Annotated in this window: 16 protein-coding genes; 11 read left to right on the top strand and 5 right to left on the bottom strand. The window is 63.3% G+C overall.

The window, feature by feature from the left end; genetic code table 11:
- Positions 1–9: 9 nt before the first annotated feature.
- Complete coding sequence (locus tag WIF35_RS14435; protein WP_412478921.1) at positions 10–1848, bottom strand: GGDEF domain-containing protein; 1839 nt, start codon at positions 1846–1848, stop codon at positions 10–12.
- A gap of 152 nt (positions 1849–2000) precedes the next feature.
- Between WIF35_RS14435 and WIF35_RS14430 the strand changes: the two genes are divergently transcribed.
- The 7 genes from WIF35_RS14430 (at position 2001) to WIF35_RS14400 (ending at position 7653) form a co-directional block, all read left to right on the top strand.
- Positions 2001–4067 (top strand): ATP-binding protein, encoded by a 2067-nt coding sequence (locus WIF35_RS14430; protein ID WP_412478920.1) that lies wholly within the window; start codon positions 2001–2003, stop codon positions 4065–4067.
- The gene (locus WIF35_RS14425) at positions 4064–4450 is read left to right on the top strand and encodes a response regulator (RefSeq protein ID WP_412478919.1); all 387 of its coding nucleotides are present in this window, start codon (positions 4064–4066) and stop codon (positions 4448–4450) included. Before WIF35_RS14430 ends, WIF35_RS14425 begins: the two co-directional genes overlap by 4 nt.
- Before the next feature lie 2 nt (positions 4451–4452).
- Positions 4453–4923, top strand: coding sequence for a chemotaxis protein CheX (locus WIF35_RS14420; protein ID WP_412478918.1), 471 nt, complete (start codon positions 4453–4455; stop codon positions 4921–4923).
- 70 nt (positions 4924–4993) lie between these two features.
- Complete coding sequence (locus tag WIF35_RS14415; protein WP_412478917.1) at positions 4994–5230, top strand: hypothetical protein; 237 nt, start codon at positions 4994–4996, stop codon at positions 5228–5230.
- 3 nt (positions 5231–5233) lie between these two features.
- Positions 5234–5686, top strand: a complete 453-nt coding sequence (locus tag WIF35_RS14410; protein WP_412478916.1) for a GNAT family N-acetyltransferase — start codon at positions 5234–5236, stop codon at positions 5684–5686.
- Between the two features lie 131 nt (positions 5687–5817).
- Complete coding sequence (locus WIF35_RS14405; protein ID WP_412478915.1) at positions 5818–5988, top strand: hypothetical protein; 171 nt, start codon at positions 5818–5820, stop codon at positions 5986–5988.
- 6 nt (positions 5989–5994) lie between these two features.
- A complete protein-coding gene (locus WIF35_RS14400; RefSeq protein WP_412478914.1) occupies positions 5995–7653 on the top strand; it encodes a methyl-accepting chemotaxis protein in 1659 nt (552 codons plus the stop codon).
- A gap of 115 nt (positions 7654–7768) precedes the next feature.
- Here the strand turns inward: WIF35_RS14400 and WIF35_RS14395 are convergent, their stop codons facing one another.
- The 4 genes from WIF35_RS14395 to WIF35_RS14380 are packed head-to-tail and all read right to left on the bottom strand — an operon-like array spanning position 7769 to position 11644.
- The gene (locus WIF35_RS14395; protein WP_412478913.1) at positions 7769–8041 is read right to left on the bottom strand and encodes an oxidative damage protection protein; all 273 of its coding nucleotides are present in this window, start codon (positions 8039–8041) and stop codon (positions 7769–7771) included.
- A gap of 30 nt (positions 8042–8071) precedes the next feature.
- Positions 8072–9391, bottom strand: coding sequence for an amino-acid N-acetyltransferase (gene argA / locus WIF35_RS14390; protein ID WP_412478912.1), 1320 nt, complete (start codon positions 9389–9391; stop codon positions 8072–8074).
- Entirely contained in the window at positions 9388–10893 is a 1506-nt protein-coding gene (gene pap, locus WIF35_RS14385) for a polyphosphate:AMP phosphotransferase (RefSeq protein ID WP_412478911.1), read from the bottom strand. The genes argA and pap overlap by 4 nt, the downstream gene beginning before the upstream one ends.
- A gap of 13 nt (positions 10894–10906) precedes the next feature.
- Positions 10907–11644 (bottom strand): 16S rRNA (uracil(1498)-N(3))-methyltransferase, encoded by a 738-nt coding sequence (locus WIF35_RS14380; protein WP_412478910.1) that lies wholly within the window; start codon positions 11642–11644, stop codon positions 10907–10909.
- Positions 11645–11685: 41 nt separating this feature from the next.
- On the opposite strand from WIF35_RS14380, the gene WIF35_RS14375 reads away from it, so the two are divergent.
- The 4 genes from WIF35_RS14375 to WIF35_RS14360 all read left to right on the top strand — a co-directional run bounded on the left by WIF35_RS14375 (position 11686) and on the right by WIF35_RS14360 (position 16552).
- Positions 11686–12243 (top strand): thioredoxin family protein, encoded by a 558-nt coding sequence (locus tag WIF35_RS14375; RefSeq protein ID WP_412478909.1) that lies wholly within the window; start codon positions 11686–11688, stop codon positions 12241–12243.
- 109 nt (positions 12244–12352) lie between these two features.
- Positions 12353–14821, top strand: a complete 2469-nt coding sequence (locus WIF35_RS14370; RefSeq protein WP_412478908.1) for an EAL domain-containing protein — start codon at positions 12353–12355, stop codon at positions 14819–14821.
- Positions 14822–14855: 34 nt separating this feature from the next.
- On the top strand, positions 14856–15869 hold the full coding sequence (locus WIF35_RS14365) for a class 1 fructose-bisphosphatase (protein ID WP_412478907.1): 1014 nt from the start codon (positions 14856–14858) through the stop codon (positions 15867–15869).
- A gap of 41 nt (positions 15870–15910) precedes the next feature.
- The gene (locus WIF35_RS14360; protein ID WP_412478906.1) at positions 15911–16552 is read left to right on the top strand and encodes a hypothetical protein; all 642 of its coding nucleotides are present in this window, start codon (positions 15911–15913) and stop codon (positions 16550–16552) included.
- Positions 16553–16611 lie beyond the last annotated feature (59 nt).

Genomic DNA, 16611 nt, shown 5'->3' with positions numbered 1-16611 from the left:
CCGCAGCAGTCAGTTGGAGATGCGCTCGCCGCTGCCAGCAACACCGGCGCCGAGGCGACGGCGCTCGACGAAGATGTGGCCGCCCGGATCCTTGGCGTTGTGTGCCTGCTTGGCCTTCTTTTTCGCCTGCTTCTTGGCCACCGAAGCCGCCACCGCCACCTCGCGGTGCGATTCACACTCACCGGGACCGATGCGCACGGCGCCGATCGACAATCTCGGCAGACACTGGAAAGTCAGCTCGCCGCGCCGGTTTTCCATCATGTAACCGCCCTGCGACCACTCCTCGGTATTGAGAATCTTGCCCATGGCGTCGGCGAAGTTGCACAGCAGTTGCCAGCAACGCTCCTCCCAGTCGGCGCTCTGGAAGATCACGAAGAAATCGTCGCCGCCGATATGACCGACGAAATCCTGGCGCGTATCGACCGCCTCGCAGATCAGGCGTGCCAGCACCAGGATGACGTCGTCGCCGCGCCGGTAGCCGAAGGTGTCGTTGAAGGGCTTGAAGTCGTCGATGTCGATGTAGGCGGCGACGAAGGAAATGTCGCCGGCCAGCATGCGGTCGATGTGCTCGTTGATCGGCACGTTGCCCGGCAGCTGCGTCAGCGGGTTGGCGTACCGCGCCGCGCTGATCTGCATTTCGGTGATGGTGCCCATCAGCGCGTGGCTGCTGCCGACGCCGAGATAGCGGCCATGCCGGGTGATGATGAAACCGTCGAGCAGATGATGGCGCGGCGCCCGAGACATCATCAAGGCCAGTTCCTGAATGGTCGCCGCACTATCGACGACGAGCGGGGCGCGCTCCATGAACAGGTCGCAACTGCGGCGCCCGTACAACTCCTTGCGGAAACGGCGGGAGAAACGGTCGATCATGTAATGGCGGTTGATCAGGCCGACCGGCATGCCGTCCTCGCCGACCACCGGCAGCACGTCGAGTTCGGGGTCGTTCTCGAAGCGTTCGATGACGGTCTCGTTGCAGGTCGTCGGCGTTACCGGCTCGATCTCGCGCAGCAGGCTGAGCGCCGTCGGCATCTGGCCGAGGCTGCCCGCCGTCGGCGACAGGCTCAGGCGTCGCTGGTCGAGCACCGACAGCACGACCGCCGGCATCTGGCGCGGCGGATGGCTGTCCGGACGGGCGATGAAGAAACCCTGGCCGCAGGCGATCCCCATGTCGCGCACGCAGGCGAAGTCCTCCGGCCGCTCGATACCCTCGGCGACCAGCGAGGCATTGCAGATTTCGGCCAGATCCTGCATGGCGCGTACGAAGTGGTACTTGATGCGATCGTCGGCGATGCCATGCACGAAATGGCGGTCGATCTTGACGAACTCCGGCTTCAGTTCCGACCACATGCGCAGGTTGGCGAAGCCCTCGCCGAGGTCGTCGATGGCGATCTGGAAGCCGCGTCCGCGATAGTGCAGCAAGGCTTCGTGGATACCCGGCACATCGGTGATGCGCTGGTTTTCGGTCAGTTCGATGACGATGCGCGTCGGCGCGATGCCGAGTTCGGTCAGCAGGTCGCGCGTCTCGCCGTTCATCATGCGGTAATCGAGCAGACCGCTCGGCGTCACGTTGATGAACAGTCGGCCGGGCAGATGTTGCGCGGCGAAGGCGCGCAAGCTGACCGTGCGTGCCGCATGTTCGAGCTCCAGGCACAGATCGGCCTCGCGGGCGGCGGCGAAGAGCGCGTCGGGTCGATGCAAGGGACTGTCTTCCGGTCCGCGGATCAGCGCCTCGTAGCCCAGGATGCTGCGCGCCCGGCAATCGACAATAGGCTGGAAGACAGGCGTTAACAAGCCGGCGTCGAGAATGCGGGTCAGTTCTGCAGCGTCATGGACCATCTGGGCGATCATCGATAGGACTCGGGTGAAAAACAGCCTACCCACTTTAGGAGGCGATTGTTTCAGCGCCGTGACAATGGCGAGACGCCGCATGCCTTTTGGCGTAACACGCTTGAAATATTGGCAGCGCAGCATTTCGGCCCCGATCCCCCCTTCGGTTTCCCATGAAAACGCTGCTCGCTTCATTGTTCGGCAAATACCGCGACCTGATTTTGGCCATCGGCATCTTCCTGCTGATCGATGCCGGCGTCTCGGCCATCAACATCTACACCTCGCGCCAGATCGAGGCCGATGCCCGCCTGATCAACAATGCCGGTCTGCTACGCACCTATTCGCAGCAGCTGACCAAGGGCCTACTGACCCTGGACATGGACTTGCGCAACGGCGCCTTGACCCAGTCCAGCCTGGCCGAAATCTCCGAAGCCCGCGCCGGCTTCGACGACGCACGGGCCGCCCTGCAGGCCGGCCTCGCCCAGGCCCCCGCCTTTACCTTCCTCGAACCGGGCAAGCTGCGCGAGGACGCCACCGACAACCTGCGGCAGGTTCTGCGCACCTGGGAGCCGATCGAGCGCGAAGTCGGCCCGCTCATCGTCAATGCCGAACCCAGCCTCGAGTCGGCGGCCAGCGCCGTGCAGAAGGCGGTTACCCGCAACAACCGCCTGACCCGCCAGGCCAACGACCTGACTGAAAGCCTGGAGGAAATGGCCGCGCAGAAGGCGCGCACCGTACGCTGGATTCAGGCGCTAGCCATCACCCTCGCCGTCCTCAACTTCGCGTTGATCGTCTTCAAGTTCATCGGCCGTCTGACCGTCAGCGACCGGGAAACGGCGGCCGCCCGCCAGGAAACCGAACGCATCCTCGGCTCGGTCCATGAAGGGCTCTTCCTGCTCACCAGCGAACGCACGGTCGGCAGCCAGCGCTCGGCCTCGCTCGACCGCCTGTTCGGCCAGCGCCTGCCGGCCGGCGCCGATTTCCGCGCCGTGCTCGATGAAATCGTTTCCGGCGAAGCGCGCGAAGCGGCGCAGGACTACATCGACCTGCTGTTCAACAAGAAGATGAAGCAAAGCCTGCTGACCCAGCTGAATCCGCTCAAGGAAGTGGAAATCCGCGAGCAGGCGCGGCTGCCCAAGGGGCTGACCCACCTCAGCTTCGAGTTCGACCAGATTCGCGAGGACGGCCACGTGGTCGCCCTGCTCGTCAGCGTCTTCGACGTCTCACAGAAGGTCCAGCTCGAACGCGAGCTGGCCGGTGCCGAGGCGCGCGCGCAAAGCGAGATCGCCCTGCTGCTCGACGTGCTCGACCACAATCCGCATGACGTCGCCGTCTTCCTCGAACGCGCCCGCGACGCCCTGCAACTGGTTAATGGCGACCTGCAGGACTTCCAGCCCAGCCTGCACTCCTACAGCCAACTGCTCAACCGTATCGGCCGCATCGTGCATGGCCTCAAGGGCGAGGCCGGCGCGCTCGGCTGCAACAGCATCGCGCGCGAAGCCCACGATTTCGAGGAAGTGCTGCAACCGCTGCGCCGCCGGCCGAACCTGAGCGGCGACGATCTGATTCCGGTCGCCGTCGCGCTCAATCGCCTGCTCGGCGAGATCATCAAGGTCGAGGCCGTGGTCAAGCGCGTCCGTCAATTCGCCGGGGAGAAGCATGACGATCCGCCGTCAGCCCCGCTCGACGAGACCCTGCATCGCCTGGAGCGCTACACGCTGAAAATTGCCGAGGACCTGAACAAGGAAATCCGCTTCGAGGCCGCCCTGCCGGAAAAACACAGCCTGCCCGACACCTTGCTGGCGCTATTGCAGGAAGCCGTACCGCAATTGATCCGCAACGCCATCGCCCACGGCATCGAGACGCCGGAGGAGCGCCAGCGCCAGGGCAAGCCGCGCGCTGGCACCATCCGCCTGGAGATCCACGCCGACGAGCAAAACGGCCTCGGTATCGCCGTACATGACGACGGCCGCGGCCTCGCCCCCGACGAAGTGCGCCAACTGCTGATCGAGCGCCAGCTCTATTCCGCCGCCGAAGTCGCCGCCATGAGCGACCAGCAGGTAGTCGCCACCCTGTTCGAGCCCGGCTTCAGTTCGCTCGCCCAGGCCGGCGAACATGCCGGGCGCGGCGACGGCCTGGCCGTGGTCAAGGAGGCAGTCAGCCGCCTGGGCGGTCGCCTGCGCATCCACTCCCGCCCCAATTCCCACACCCGTTTCCTGATGCAACTGAAAAGCGCATGAACCTACCTCACGCCGTCCATAACATGCTGATCGTCGACGACTCGACGACTATCCGCAACCGCATCGCCCGCCTCGTCGCCAACCCGCGCCTGCCACACATCAACATTGCCGGCCTCGCTGGCAACGGCGCGGTGGCGGTCGACCTGGCACGCGAATTCCGCCCCAACCTGATCACCATGGACCTGACCATGCCGCAACTCGACGGCGAAGCCTGCATCGAGCAGATCGTCGACTTTCTGCCCGACACCCGCATCCTGGTCGTCTCAGCCCTCTCGGACAAAACCACGGCCCTGCGCGCCATCAAGAAGGGAGCCGCCGGCTTCCTGCACAAGCCCTTCACCGACGAGCAACTGCTCGACTCCCTCATCGAATTGATTGACTAAGCATGCGCCCCGAACTCCGCACCGAAGACATCGAAGTCTTCTCCGAAGCCATCACCCATTTCTTCGCCACCTGTACCGGCGAGGCCGCCTGCGTCCGCTCCGCCTACCTGCTCGAACCGGGCGAACCGGTGTTGTGGAACGATTTCAACGGCCTGATCGAAGTCAGCGGCGATTTCCGCGGCAGCATCTGCTTTTCGGCCCCGGCCGCGCTGCTCACCCACGTGCTGCTCAAGATCGGCGATTCCGAATACACCAGCGAACGCCAGGGCGACCTCGTCGGCGAGATCGCCAATACGCTGTCCGGACGGGCCCGCCGGCATTTCGGCGAGGGCCTGGAAATTTCGCCGCCGCGCCTTCTGCAGCCGGGCGACGATGCCGGCCCGGCACGCCTGGCCGGCCTGCCCTACGCCATTCCGCTCAGCTGGCACGGTTACGAAGCCAATCTGGTGGTGCAACTGGAATGCGGCCGCTAGCGTCATTTTGTCGTAACAGAACTCGCCCATCCTCCCCCCATCGTCACCTTTCACCGCAGGAGGTTGCCCGATGGAAATGCTGTTCTGTTACTGCTGCCGCGTCCATCACGCGAAAGATCAGATGCGCCTGTTCCCGACCCGGCACGGCATGCGCTGGCGTTGCATCGACAGCATCGAGGCCGCCACGCGTAGCCGCACGGAACGCGATGCCTTCGGCCGCCAGCAGACGGAACTGAACCGCGAGGCGGCCCGCCGCCGCGCCGAGTTCATGCACCACCTTCGCGAATCGCTGTCGCCGGCGCTGTGAGCGGTGAGCCGCATCCGCGTCGATCCGCTGGACGATAGCAGTCACGCCCTGCGCGACGCGGCGGCGGCCATCCTGGCCCGCGCCTTCGCCAACCCTGAGCGCTACAGCGTCGACCGTATCGCCCGCGAACTCGAGTTCGAAGCCTCGCCGCTGTTCTACCGGCAATTCTTCGTCGCCATGCGCTCGGGCGAGGTACTCGGCGTCGGCGGCGTCAAGGCGGCGGACTGGGCTTCGCACACGCACCTGCTCTACCTGTCGGCGGTGGCGCCCGAATGGCGCGGCCAGGGCATCGGCCGCGCCCTGGTCAAGGCGCGTATCGAATGGGTGGAAAGCCACTTCGCCAGCGGTCGCCTGCTGGTCTCGACCGACAAGGTCAAACGCTTCCGCGAACTCGGTTTCAGCGAGATTCGCCACAGCAACATCGACGGTCGTCGGCTCATGTTGCGGCGCTTCTAGGCACCCCGGTTTTTTGCCTTTTTTGCCCGTGCACCGCAGCAGTCGGCAAATGTTGCAGTGCGTCACAGAAACGTAACCTTGTTCCGCGATAGTGAGCGACATCGCCTTCACACCCTGCTCCCGGAGACGCCATGGACAAGCCATCCAGCAACGACATCGCCGCCTTCCCCGAACTGTTCGATGGACTGGAACAGTTCATCGACGAACAAACGGCGGGCATCAAGCGCACCAGTGTCGCCCTGGCCATGCTGTCGCTGGGCGGCGGCGCCCTGCTCTATTACGTTTTCACCACCCTCGTCTGAAACTCGATGTTGAATCTGAACACCCTCTCCATTCGTACCCGTCTCTTCCTGATGGTTGGCGTCGGCTCGCTGTGCGGCCTGTTGCTGTTGCTGACCGCGCTGTTCGCCTTGCACGATTTCCGCAACGACACCGAGCAGACCGCCCACCAGGTCGAACGGGCGACCGCCTCGCTCGCCCTGGTCAGCGCCACGCAGAATGCCTTCCAGGCGCAGAACCGCGCGCTGCAGAACATGATCATCCGCAACTTCATGCCGGCCGAGTTCGACAAGGCCAAGGTCCAGTTCCTCGAACAGCGCGCCGTGTTTTGGAACCATTTCGCCGCCCTCGAAAAGCAGATGAGCGGCCAGGCGGCCGAACTGAAACTGGCCGACATCCGCCAGCAGGCCAGCGAACTGAACAAGCTCTACGACGACGTGATCGCCGACAGCGAGCCGGGCATGCCGAAATACACCATGATGGTCGATGCCGCCGTGCGCGATGCCGACCAGCCGCTACAGGCCGCCCTCAGCCAGGCCTTCGAGCAGATCGCCGCCAGCGCCCGCGGCCAGCTTGAAGAGTCGGCCAGCGGCGCCGACAGCCGCTTTCGCAACAACGCTCTGCTCATCATCGCCGTCGGCATCGCCGGCGCCATCCTGGCGCTCGCCCTCGGCACCCATTTCGGCCAGCGCATTCTTAAACGCCTGGGCGGCGATCTGGAGCCGGTGGTCGTCGCCACCCGCCGCGTCGCCGATGGCGACCTGACGCACGGCCTGGCCAGCGGCAAGGCCTCGGCCGACTCGCTGATCGCCTCGATCGAAGCCATGCGCCTCCGCCTGCGCAGCCTGATCGCCGAGGTCAAGGAGGGCGCCGAGCGTACTTCCACCGACGCCGCCACCCTCAGCCATTCGGCCGAGCAGGTCGCCCACGCTGCCAATGCGCAAAGCGACTCGGCCTCGCTGATCACCGCCGGCATCCAGGAACTCACCGTCGCCATCTCGCTGCTCGCCGAGAAGGCCGGCTACGCCGCCGACAGCAGCCGACAGACGCGCGAGAGCGCCGTCGAAAGCGGCCGCATCATCCAGGACGCCATCGACGAGATTGGCCATATCTCCAGCCAGGCCAGCAGCACGGCCGACGCGATGGCCGAACTGAACCGCCACACCGGCGAGATTGGCCAGTTCGCCCAGGCCATCAAGCAGATTTCCGAGCAGACCAACCTGTTGTCGCTCAACGCCGCCATCGAAGCGGCCCGCGCCGGCGAGGCCGGTCGGGGCTTTGCCGTGGTCGCCGACGAAGTGCGCAAACTGGCCAACGACACCGCCAGCACCACGCAGAAAATCGAGCAACTGGTCAGCCGTCTCGACCAGGCGGCGCACCAGACCGCCGATGCCGTGGCCGCCACCGCCCGCCGGGCCGAGCGCGGCAGCGAACTGGCCGGGCACGCCAACGCCGCCATCGGCAACATCCGGCAAAGCTGCGACGCCTCGCTGCAGGCTGCCAACGAAATCGTCGACGTGCTGGCCGAACAGCGCCAGGCGGCCGAACAAATCGCCCAGAACACCGAACGCGTCGCCCAGATGATCGAACACGGCGCCAGCGCCGCCACCCAGTCGTCGCAAGCCGCCCGCGAAATGGCCCTACTCGCCGGCCGCCTGCGCGAAGCGACGCTGCAATTCAGCGTCTGACCGGCCGTTGCCGGCTTTGCCCGGTTTTTGCCATTTTTGGGCAGTGCACCGCAGCAGTCTCCCGGCACAATAAAAAAACCCCGCCGCAGCGGGGTTTTTCTTTGAAGCTCGCGCCTTATGGCTTGGGCGGAACGTAGCCCTGGATCTGATCGGCGCCTTCGCCGAAGAAGTGCTTCTCGACCTGTTCCATCAGGTACTTGCGATGACGGGCATCGACCAGGTTCAAGCGATTTTCGTTGATGATCATGGTCTGCAGCTTGATCCACTGCTGCCAGGCTTCCTTCGAGACGTTCTCGAAGATGCGCTGGCCGAGCGCGCCGGGATAGGGCGGGTGGTCGAGACCTTCGGCTTCGCGGCCGAGCTTGATGCAATTGACGGTACGTGCCATGTGAAACTCCGTGGGGGTTGATGGGCAGGATTATAAGGTCTTGAAGAGGACCTTGGACCGCCGCTGATAGTTGTACATATCTCGTTTAGCCGCCGGCAGGTCGTCGACCGTGCCGAGCTTGAAGCCGCGCTCGACGAACCAGTGCTCGGTACGCGTGGTCAGCACAAAGAGGCGCTTGACGCCGATCTTGCGGGCGCGCCGCTCGATGCGCTTCATCAACTGCTCACCGTAACCCCATTCGCGCTGGTCCGGTGCGACGGCCAGACAGGCGAGTTCGGCTTCGTCGTCCGAATGCGGATAGAGCGCGGCGCAGCCAACGATGATGCCGTCGTGCAGCATGATTGAGAAGTGGTCGATCTCGCGTTCGAGCAGCTCGCGCGGGCGATGGACGAGGATGCCTTCCTGCTCCATCGGCTCGATCAGGGCGATCAGCGCGGCGATATCGTCCGGCTTGGCTTCGCGGATGTTTTCCAGCGATTCGCGCGTGACCACGGTGCCCACACCGTCGTGGGTGAATAACTCGCGCAGCAAGGCGCCATCCTGTTCGTAGCTGATCAGGTGCACCCGGCCGACACCGGCCCGCGTCGCCCGCACCGAACACGGCAGGTAGCGGCGCATGTCCGTGCTTAACCACTTGCCGCCATCGAGCAGGTCGGCGACTTCGTCCGCCGTCATGGCATCGATCAGCTCGCCATCCTTGTCGGTGACGCCGGTGCTGTCGGTCAGATAAACCAGCTTGTCGGCCTTCAAGGCGGCAGCGACGGCCTCGGCCGCTTCTTCCATCTGCAGGTTGAAGATTTCGCCGGTCGGCGACGGCCCCTCGCAGTTGAGCAGGACGATGTTGCCTAGGCCGAGCTGGGCGTTGATGCCCTCGCTATCGACCTTGCGCACCTTGCCGGCGTATTGCATGTCGACGCCGTCGAGCACGCCGATCGGCTGGCCGGTGATGAAATTGCCGCCGATCACCCGGATGCGGCTGTTGGCCATCGGTGTGTTCGGCAGCCCCTGCGACAGCATGGCCTCGATTTCCAGATAGACGCTACCGACTGCGTCGAGCACGCAATCGAGCGCCGCAGCATCGGTCACACGGTAACCTCGGTGGTATTTCGACTCGAGGTTCTTCTCGGCGAGCTCTTCCTCGATCTGCGGTCGCGCGCCATGTACCAGCACCAGTCGGATACCCAGGCTGACCAGCAGGTTCACGTCGTAGGCCAGCGTCTTGGCGAACTCGCTCTGCACGGCCTTGCCGCCGAAGGCGATGACGAAGGTCTTGCCGCGGAAGGCGTTAATGTAGGGCGTGACCGCCCGGAACCAGGAGACGAAATGCTCGTCGTAGGGGGTTTCGCTCATTTTTCCGTGTATTTCCCTTCGTCCTTCAATGCCAGTTCCAGGCGTTCGCAGATGGTTTTCAGCACCTTCACCCGGGCAAAATTCTTGTCGTTGGCCTCGACCAGCGTCCAGGGCGCCAGCCCGGTCGAGGTCCGGTCGACCATGTCGCACACGGCCGAAACGTAATCATCCCACTTTTCGCGGTTGCGCCAGTCTTCGTCGGTAATCTTGAAGCGCTTGAACTCGGTGTCCTGGCGCTCCTGGAAGCGGCGCAACTGCTCGTCGGCACTGATCTGCAGCCAGAATTTGACGACCACCGCCCCGGCATCGGTCAGTTGATGCTCGAAGTCGTTGATCTCGGCATAGGCACGCAGCCAGTCGGCCTCGGCGCAAAAGCCCTCGACCCGCTCGACCAGCACGCGGCCGTACCAGGAGCGGTCGAAGATCGCCGCCCGCCCGGTGCGCGGCATGTGACGCCAGAAGCGCCACAAATACGGTTGGGCACGCTCTTCCTCGGTCGGCGCGGCAATCGGCACGATCTGATACTGCCGCGCGTCCATCGACGCGGCGACGCGGCGGATGCTGCCGCCCTTGCCCGCCGCATCCGAGCCTTCGAAAACCAGCACCAACGAACGCTTCTCATGGAAGCGCGGATCGCGCACCAGTTCCGACAAGCGCGCCTGGTACTTGGCCAGCTCGCGCTCGTAGGTTTTCTTGTCCAGCTTCTGCGTCAGGTCGAGTTCGCTGAGCACGTTCTTTTCGTCGATCGGATGCACAATAGGCGGCGCCACCGGCACCCGCTGCAAGCCCTCTTGGGTCAGGCGGCGCTTCATCGCTTCGAGCACGATGCGACCGACGGTCAGCGAGCGGTACTCGTCATCGGTACCTTCGACGATGATCCACGGCGCATGCGCCGTATTGGTCACGCGCAGGACGTGACCGGCGACTTCCTGCAGCTTGCCGTAGGTCTTCAGGCGCTCGTAGCTCTCCTTGGTCACCCGCCAGGCGGTGCGCGGGTCTTTTTCCAGGGCCTTCAGACGGGTCTTCTGGCCGTCCTTGGACAGGTGGAACCAGAACTTCAGCACCAACGCACCTTCATTGACCAGCATGGCCTCGAAGCGGTTGATGTCGTCCAGGCGCTCGTCCATTTCAGAGCGGCGCATGTCGCCGTTGATGCGGTCGGTAATCGGCTGCGAATACCAGGAACCGGCGAAGATGCCGACCTTGCCCTTGGGCGGCAGCGCCCGCCAGTAGCGCCACATGTAGGGACGCGAGACTTCCTCGTCGCTCGGCGCCGAGAAAGCCAGCGTCGAGATGTGGCGCGGGTCCATCCACGAGTAGAGCAAATTGATGGTCTCGCCCTTGCCGCTGCCATCCACGCCGCTGATCAGGATGACGACCGGAAATTCTTTCTTCTGCAGCACGTCGTACTGCACGTCAAGCAAGTCGGCGCGCAGTTTCGGGACTTCGCGCTTGAACGTCGCCTTGTCGATCTTGTGACCCAGTTCCGCCGATTCGAACATGGTGGTGCCTCCCTTACCCTCTGAAATCCCCCCACAGGGCCTGAAGAACCGCCAAGGCGGCCAGGCCCGCCGTTTCCGTACGCAACACCCGTGGCCCCATGCGTACTGCCACGAAGCCGGATTGTTGCGCCGCGATCACTTCCTGCGGATCGAGCCCCCCTTCGGCCCCGATCAGCAACTGTACTTTCTGCGCCGGCGCGATGTCGGCCAACGTGCCCGGCGCATCGGGCGCCAGCATCAGGCGCAGCGTGTCGGCCGGCGCCGGTCGCGCCAGCCATTGATCCAGGCGTTCAAGCGGTGCCACGAGCGGCACCTGATTGCGCCCGCATTGTTCGCAAGCCGAAGCGGATACACCCTGCCAGTGGGCCACGCGCTTGGCAGCACGCTCGCCGGCCAGACGCATGACACTGCGTCGGCTTTCCACTGGCACGAAATCGCGCACCCCCAACTCGACCGCCTTCTGTATGGTGAAATCCATCTTTTCGCCAGCCTGCAGGGCCTGCACTAGCGTGATGGCGAGCGGGGATTCGCGCTCGATGTCGTTCCATCCGGCCAGTTCGGCAAAGACGCGGTCGCGCTCGATGCGTTCGATATGGGCCAGATATTCACCGCCCCGCCCGTCAAAAAGGACCATCGGCGCCCCCGGCGGCATCCTCAATACCCGCACGGCATGGCGGGCGACGGGTTCGGGCAGTTCGACATGCGCCCCCGGCGAGAGGGCTTCGCGGCAGTAAAAACGAGGCAGATTCATGGGTGCTATTATGGGTTAAACCCGCTCGTGAAAGGTAAAACATGGTCGCTTTGAACCCTCCCGTGTGCGATTTCGGTCAACCCGCCATCGATTTCAACCTACCCGGCACCGACGGCCAGCGTCACACCTTGGCCAGTTGCCGTGGGCCGAACGGCCTGTTGGTGATGTTCATCTGCAACCACTGCCCCTACGTGCAGGCCATCATCGACCGCCTGATCCGCGATTGCCGCGAACTGTCACAACTGGGAATCGGCTGCGTTGCCATCATGAGCAACGACGTAGTCGCCTATCCCGACGACTCGCCGGCCAACATGAAGCGCTGGGCAGAAGCACTCGACTTTCCCTTCCCCTATCTCTACGACGCCGACCAGTCGGTGGCCCGTGCCTATGGCGCCGTCTGCACGCCGGATTTCTTCGGCTACAACGCCGACCTCCAGCTGCAGTACCGAGGTCGCCTCGATGCCTCCGGCCGCAACCCCGGCCCGCCCGAAGCCCGCCGAGAACTGTTTGAAGCCATGCGCCAGATCGCCGAATCGGGCCAAGGCCCCAGCGAGCAACTGGCTTCGATCGGCTGCTCGATCAAATGGGCAAATGCCTGAATCGAAAAAAATCGCAATCAGCCATTTTGTGGATAGCATTACCACGCAGCCTCAACTATTATCTGTTAAATATAGGGAAATTGATTTTAATATCTAGCATATATAAACGGTGGCTCTCCAAACCAGCGAATCCAGCCGCAAGCTCGCCTACCTCAAGGCCGTACTTGCCAATATGCCGCAAGGCATCAGCGTGTTCGATGAACACCTGCGGTTGCGCGTCTGGAACCAGGGCTTCATGGATGTGCTTGAACTACCTCCCGATGCCGTTTACGAAGGCGTTCACTTCTCCGATCTGATCCGAATTCCTGCCCAACGCGGCGAATACGGCCCGGGCGACCCGGAAGAGCATGTCCAGCGGATCACCGGCCTAGCACTGAAATTCGAAGCCCATTGCTTCGAGCGAACACGGCCAAACGGCAAGACCAATCTTGTGCAGGGCGAACCGCTCTATCTGGATGGCGCCCTGGCAGGCTTCATCACCACCTATACCGACATCACCGAGCGAAAAGCCGCCGAGGAAGGCTTACGGACCCAGCACGACCTTTTCCAGACCGTGATCGAGGCCATACCGGCAGGCATCAGCTTGTTCGACAAGGATTTGAAACTCGTCCTGCACAATCAGGCGTTTTTGCAGTTGCTCGACTTCCCGCCCTCCCTGTTGATGCAGGGGCCGGTAACGCTAGAGAAGCTCTTTCGCTTCAACGCCGAACGCGGCGAATATGGGGCAGAAGATGCGGAGAAAGTTGTCGACGCCCTTGTCGAGCGAGTCAAAAACCCGACTGCACATCACTTCGAACGGACCCGACCGAATGGGACCACGCTCGAGATACGAGGCGTTCCATTGAGCGGAGGCGGTTTCGTAACGATCTATACGGACGTTACTGATCGGCGCGCAGCCGCCGAACGCGAGCAGTTGGCCCAGAAGGTCTATACGCACACCCCGACCGGCATCATCTTCACCGACGAAGCGCACCGCATCCTGTCGATCAATCCCGCCACAACTCAGATGACCGGTTACGAGTCCTTCGAGTTGGTTGGCCACACCGTGCAGAGCCTCGCCAGCTTCGCCGACCCTGTCGAAGCGGCAAGCCTGCAGATGAGCCTCACCTCGATGGGCGCCTGGCAAGGCGAACTGCCGGTCACCCGCAAAAATGGCGACGAGTTTCCGGCCGGCATCCGCATCAGCCGAGTCGACGACCCACATAGCGGCGCGCCGGCGCACTACATCTGGATTCTGGTCGACATCACCGAACGTAAGCAGGCCGAGGAACGGATGCGCCACATGGCGCAGACCGACGCCCTGACCGGACTGCCCAATCGTCTTGCACTGTCCAGCCGTCTCGGCCAATTGCTTCCAGAGGCCAAGCGGCACGACTGGACCGTTGCCGTGATGTTCATCGACCTCGACCGCTTCAAGGTGATCAACGACACCCTGGGCCACCAGATCGGCGATGAGTTGCTCTGTCAGGTTGCCAGCAGATTATCCACAGTCACCCGCGAAACCGACTTCGTTGCCCGCCTGGGTGGCGATGAGTTTGTCGTGGTCCTCCCCGGCATTAATTCCCCATCCGACGCCGCCATCGTCGGCGGCAAGATCATCTCCGCCCTGTCAGCACCGATCGAGGCTGAAGGACACGAACTGCACACCAGCCCATCGATCGGCATCAGCCTTTTCCCGAATGACGGGGTCGACGCCAACACCCTGCTCAAATCGGCCGACACGGCGATGTACCACGCCAAGGCAAACGGGCGTAACAATTACCAGTTCTTCGCCAACGAGATGAATCTGGTTGCCGCCGAGCGTCTCGACATCGAGCGCAAGTTGCGCCACGCCATCAATCGCAACGAATTGGCTTTGGAATTCCAGCCGCAATTCCGCGCCGACGGCAACGAACCAACCGGGGTCGAAGCGCTGCTCCGCTGGCACCATCCAACCGACGGCATGATCTCGCCGGCCCGCTTCATTCCCGTCGCCGAAGAGACGGGAATGATCGTCGAAATTGGCGAATGGGTGCTGCTAAATGCCTGCCGAGAAATGAAGCGCTGGATCGACGCCGGGCTGAAACCGATGCGTGTCGCCGTCAACGTATCCGCACGCCAACTTCATCGCCGCGATTTCTGCGAAACCGTGGCCAACGCCTTGATCGTCACTGACCTGCCGGCCGAATTGCTCGAAATCGAGATTACCGAAAGCTCGGTCATGCAAAACCCGGCGGAAGCCATCCAGATCTTGCTCAAGCTGCGCGCCATGGGCATTTCCCTGGCCATCGACGACTTCGGTACTGGCTATTCCTCGCTGGCCTACCTGAAGCTGTTCCCGATCACGCACCTGAAGATCGACCGCTCCTTCGTGCGCGACATCGACACCGATCTGAACGACCGGGCCATCGCCTTCGGCAGCATCGCCCTGGCACATTCGCTCGGCCTGCATGTCATCGCCGAGGGCGTCGAGACCCAAGAACAACTTGCCTTGCTGCGCGACAACGGCTGCGACGAGGTGCAGGGTTTCCTGCTCAGCCGGCCGATGAACAGCGCTGCAGCCTTCGCCTTGCTGCACGCCCGCTGCCGCGCGGGGTAAAATTCCGCCTTTGTCACCGCCGCAGGGAGTCACCATGGCACAGCGTACGCTGGCGCGCTACCTTACCGAAGAGCAGCGCAGCAAGGGCATTATCACCGCCGACCTCAAGTTTCTGATCGAAATCGTTTCCCGTGCCTGCCAGGCCATTTCCGTCGCCATCGGCAAGGGCAGCCTGGGTGGCGTCCTTGGCGAAGCTGGCAGCGACAACGTGCAGGGCGAAGCCCAGAAGAAGCTGGACGTGCTGTCCAACGAGATCCTGCTCGAAGCCAACGAATGGGGCGGCCATCTCGCCGCCATGGCCTCTGAGGAAATGGACCTGCCGCACCTGGTGCCCAACCGCTACCCGCAAGGCGAATACCTGCTGCTGTTCGATCCGCTCGACGGCTCCTCCAACATTGATGTGAACGTTTCCATTGGCACCATCTTCTCGGTGCTCAAGTGCCCGGACGGCGCCGATCTGTCGACGCCGGAAGCCGCCGAAAAAGCCTTCCTGCAACCGGGTACCGCCCAGGTCGCCGCCGGCTACGCCGTTTATGGCCCGACCACCCTGCTCGTGCTGACCGTTGGCGACGGCGTGGCCGTATTCACCCTCGACCGCGAACAGGGCAGCTTCGTGCTGACCCAGGAAAAGGTGCAGATTCCGGCCGACACCAAGGAATTCGCCATCAACATGTCGAACCAGCGTTTCTGGGAAGCCCCGGTCAAGCGCTATGTCGACGAAATGGTCGCCGGCAAGGGCGGCCCGCTCGGCAAGGAATACAACATGCGCTGGGTCGCCTCGATGGTGGCCGATGTGCATCGCATCATGACGCGTGGTGGCATCTTCATGTACCCGATGGACGAGAAGGTGCGCGACAAGGGCGGCAAGCTACGCCTGATGTACGAAGCCAACCCGATGGCCTTTCTGGTCGAACAGGCCGGTGGCGCCGCCACCACCGGGCGTCAACGCATCCTCGACATTCAGCCGGAAAAGATTCACCAGCGCGTGCCAGTCATTCTCGGCTCGAAAAACGAAGTCGAACGCGTCACTGGCTATCACACCGCCTGACCTGCTAAATTTGCGGCTTTCCAACGTCATGGGACACAGCGATGCGTAACCTGCCTATTGCCCTCCTGCTCGCCGCCGGCATCGTCGTGACCGGCTGCCGTAGCAACGAAACCAAGCCGGCCGAGCCGGCACCGGCTCCTGTTGCAGCGGCCCCGGAACCCAGCCCGGCACCAAGCAAGCCGGAATGCCCACCGGAACCCACCGGCAAGAAAAAGACGACCAAGGCGAAAACTGCGAAGAAGGGCGAAACGCTGCCCGCCGATTGCGAACCGGCCAAGCCGAAGAGTGCCGCTACAGCCAAGCCGGCGGCCGCCCCGGCCGAACCAGCCGCTGCCCCTCTGCCCAAGGAAAGCACTGCCGGCAAGGCGTGCAACCCGTGTAACGTCAAATCCAAGGACGGCACCTACGACGGCGAGGTGTACGGCAACATCCCGCCGAACAGCAAGTGGGCGCGCCTGCAGATCGGCATGCACCAGAGCGAGGTCGAGCGCATCATCGGCGTCAGCAACAACGTGCGTGCCTACGTCACCGGCAAGGCCTTCATCCCGTTCTACTTCGGTTCGGATAGCCATCGCTATGAGGTCGTCTATCCCGGCCAGGGCAGCGTTGCCTACACCGGCGGCACCTTCGGCGGCGGCATGGGCGTCCTGATGATGATCAACTACGATTCGAAGGTTCAATAAGCCTGACCCTGCGGCAGGCCCGGAAAGCCTGCCGCATTAGCAACTTACCCTACACAAAA

Source organism: Azonexus sp. IMCC34839 (genome assembly GCF_047047955.1).
In the GTDB taxonomy this organism is placed as follows: domain Bacteria; phylum Pseudomonadota; class Gammaproteobacteria; order Burkholderiales; family Rhodocyclaceae; genus Azonexus.
This window is presented reverse-complemented; position numbering and strand designations above follow the sequence as displayed.

Excerpts from the sequence above, each read along its gene's own strand:
- WIF35_RS14435 (WP_412478921.1), bottom strand. The coding sequence starts at position 1,848 with ATGATCGCCCAGATGGTCCATGACGCTGCAGAACTGACCCGCATTCTC.
- WIF35_RS14430 (WP_412478920.1), top strand. The coding sequence starts at position 2,001 with ATGAAAACGCTGCTCGCTTCATTGTTCGGCAAATACCGCGACCTGATT.
- WIF35_RS14425 (WP_412478919.1), top strand. The coding sequence starts at position 4,064 with ATGAACCTACCTCACGCCGTCCATAACATGCTGATCGTCGACGACTCG.
- WIF35_RS14420 (WP_412478918.1), top strand. The coding sequence starts at position 4,453 with ATGCGCCCCGAACTCCGCACCGAAGACATCGAAGTCTTCTCCGAAGCC.
- WIF35_RS14415 (WP_412478917.1), top strand. The coding sequence starts at position 4,994 with ATGGAAATGCTGTTCTGTTACTGCTGCCGCGTCCATCACGCGAAAGAT.
- WIF35_RS14405 (WP_412478915.1), top strand. The coding sequence starts at position 5,818 with ATGGACAAGCCATCCAGCAACGACATCGCCGCCTTCCCCGAACTGTTC.
- WIF35_RS14400 (WP_412478914.1), top strand. The coding sequence starts at position 5,995 with ATGTTGAATCTGAACACCCTCTCCATTCGTACCCGTCTCTTCCTGATG.
- WIF35_RS14395 (WP_412478913.1), bottom strand. The coding sequence starts at position 8,041 with ATGGCACGTACCGTCAATTGCATCAAGCTCGGCCGCGAAGCCGAAGGT.
- argA (WP_412478912.1), bottom strand. The coding sequence starts at position 9,391 with ATGAGCGAAACCCCCTACGACGAGCATTTCGTCTCCTGGTTCCGGGCG.
- pap (WP_412478911.1), bottom strand. The coding sequence starts at position 10,893 with ATGTTCGAATCGGCGGAACTGGGTCACAAGATCGACAAGGCGACGTTC.
- WIF35_RS14380 (WP_412478910.1), bottom strand. The coding sequence starts at position 11,644 with ATGAATCTGCCTCGTTTTTACTGCCGCGAAGCCCTCTCGCCGGGGGCG.
- WIF35_RS14375 (WP_412478909.1), top strand. The coding sequence starts at position 11,686 with ATGGTCGCTTTGAACCCTCCCGTGTGCGATTTCGGTCAACCCGCCATC.
- WIF35_RS14365 (WP_412478907.1), top strand. The coding sequence starts at position 14,856 with ATGGCACAGCGTACGCTGGCGCGCTACCTTACCGAAGAGCAGCGCAGC.
- WIF35_RS14360 (WP_412478906.1), top strand. The coding sequence starts at position 15,911 with ATGCGTAACCTGCCTATTGCCCTCCTGCTCGCCGCCGGCATCGTCGTG.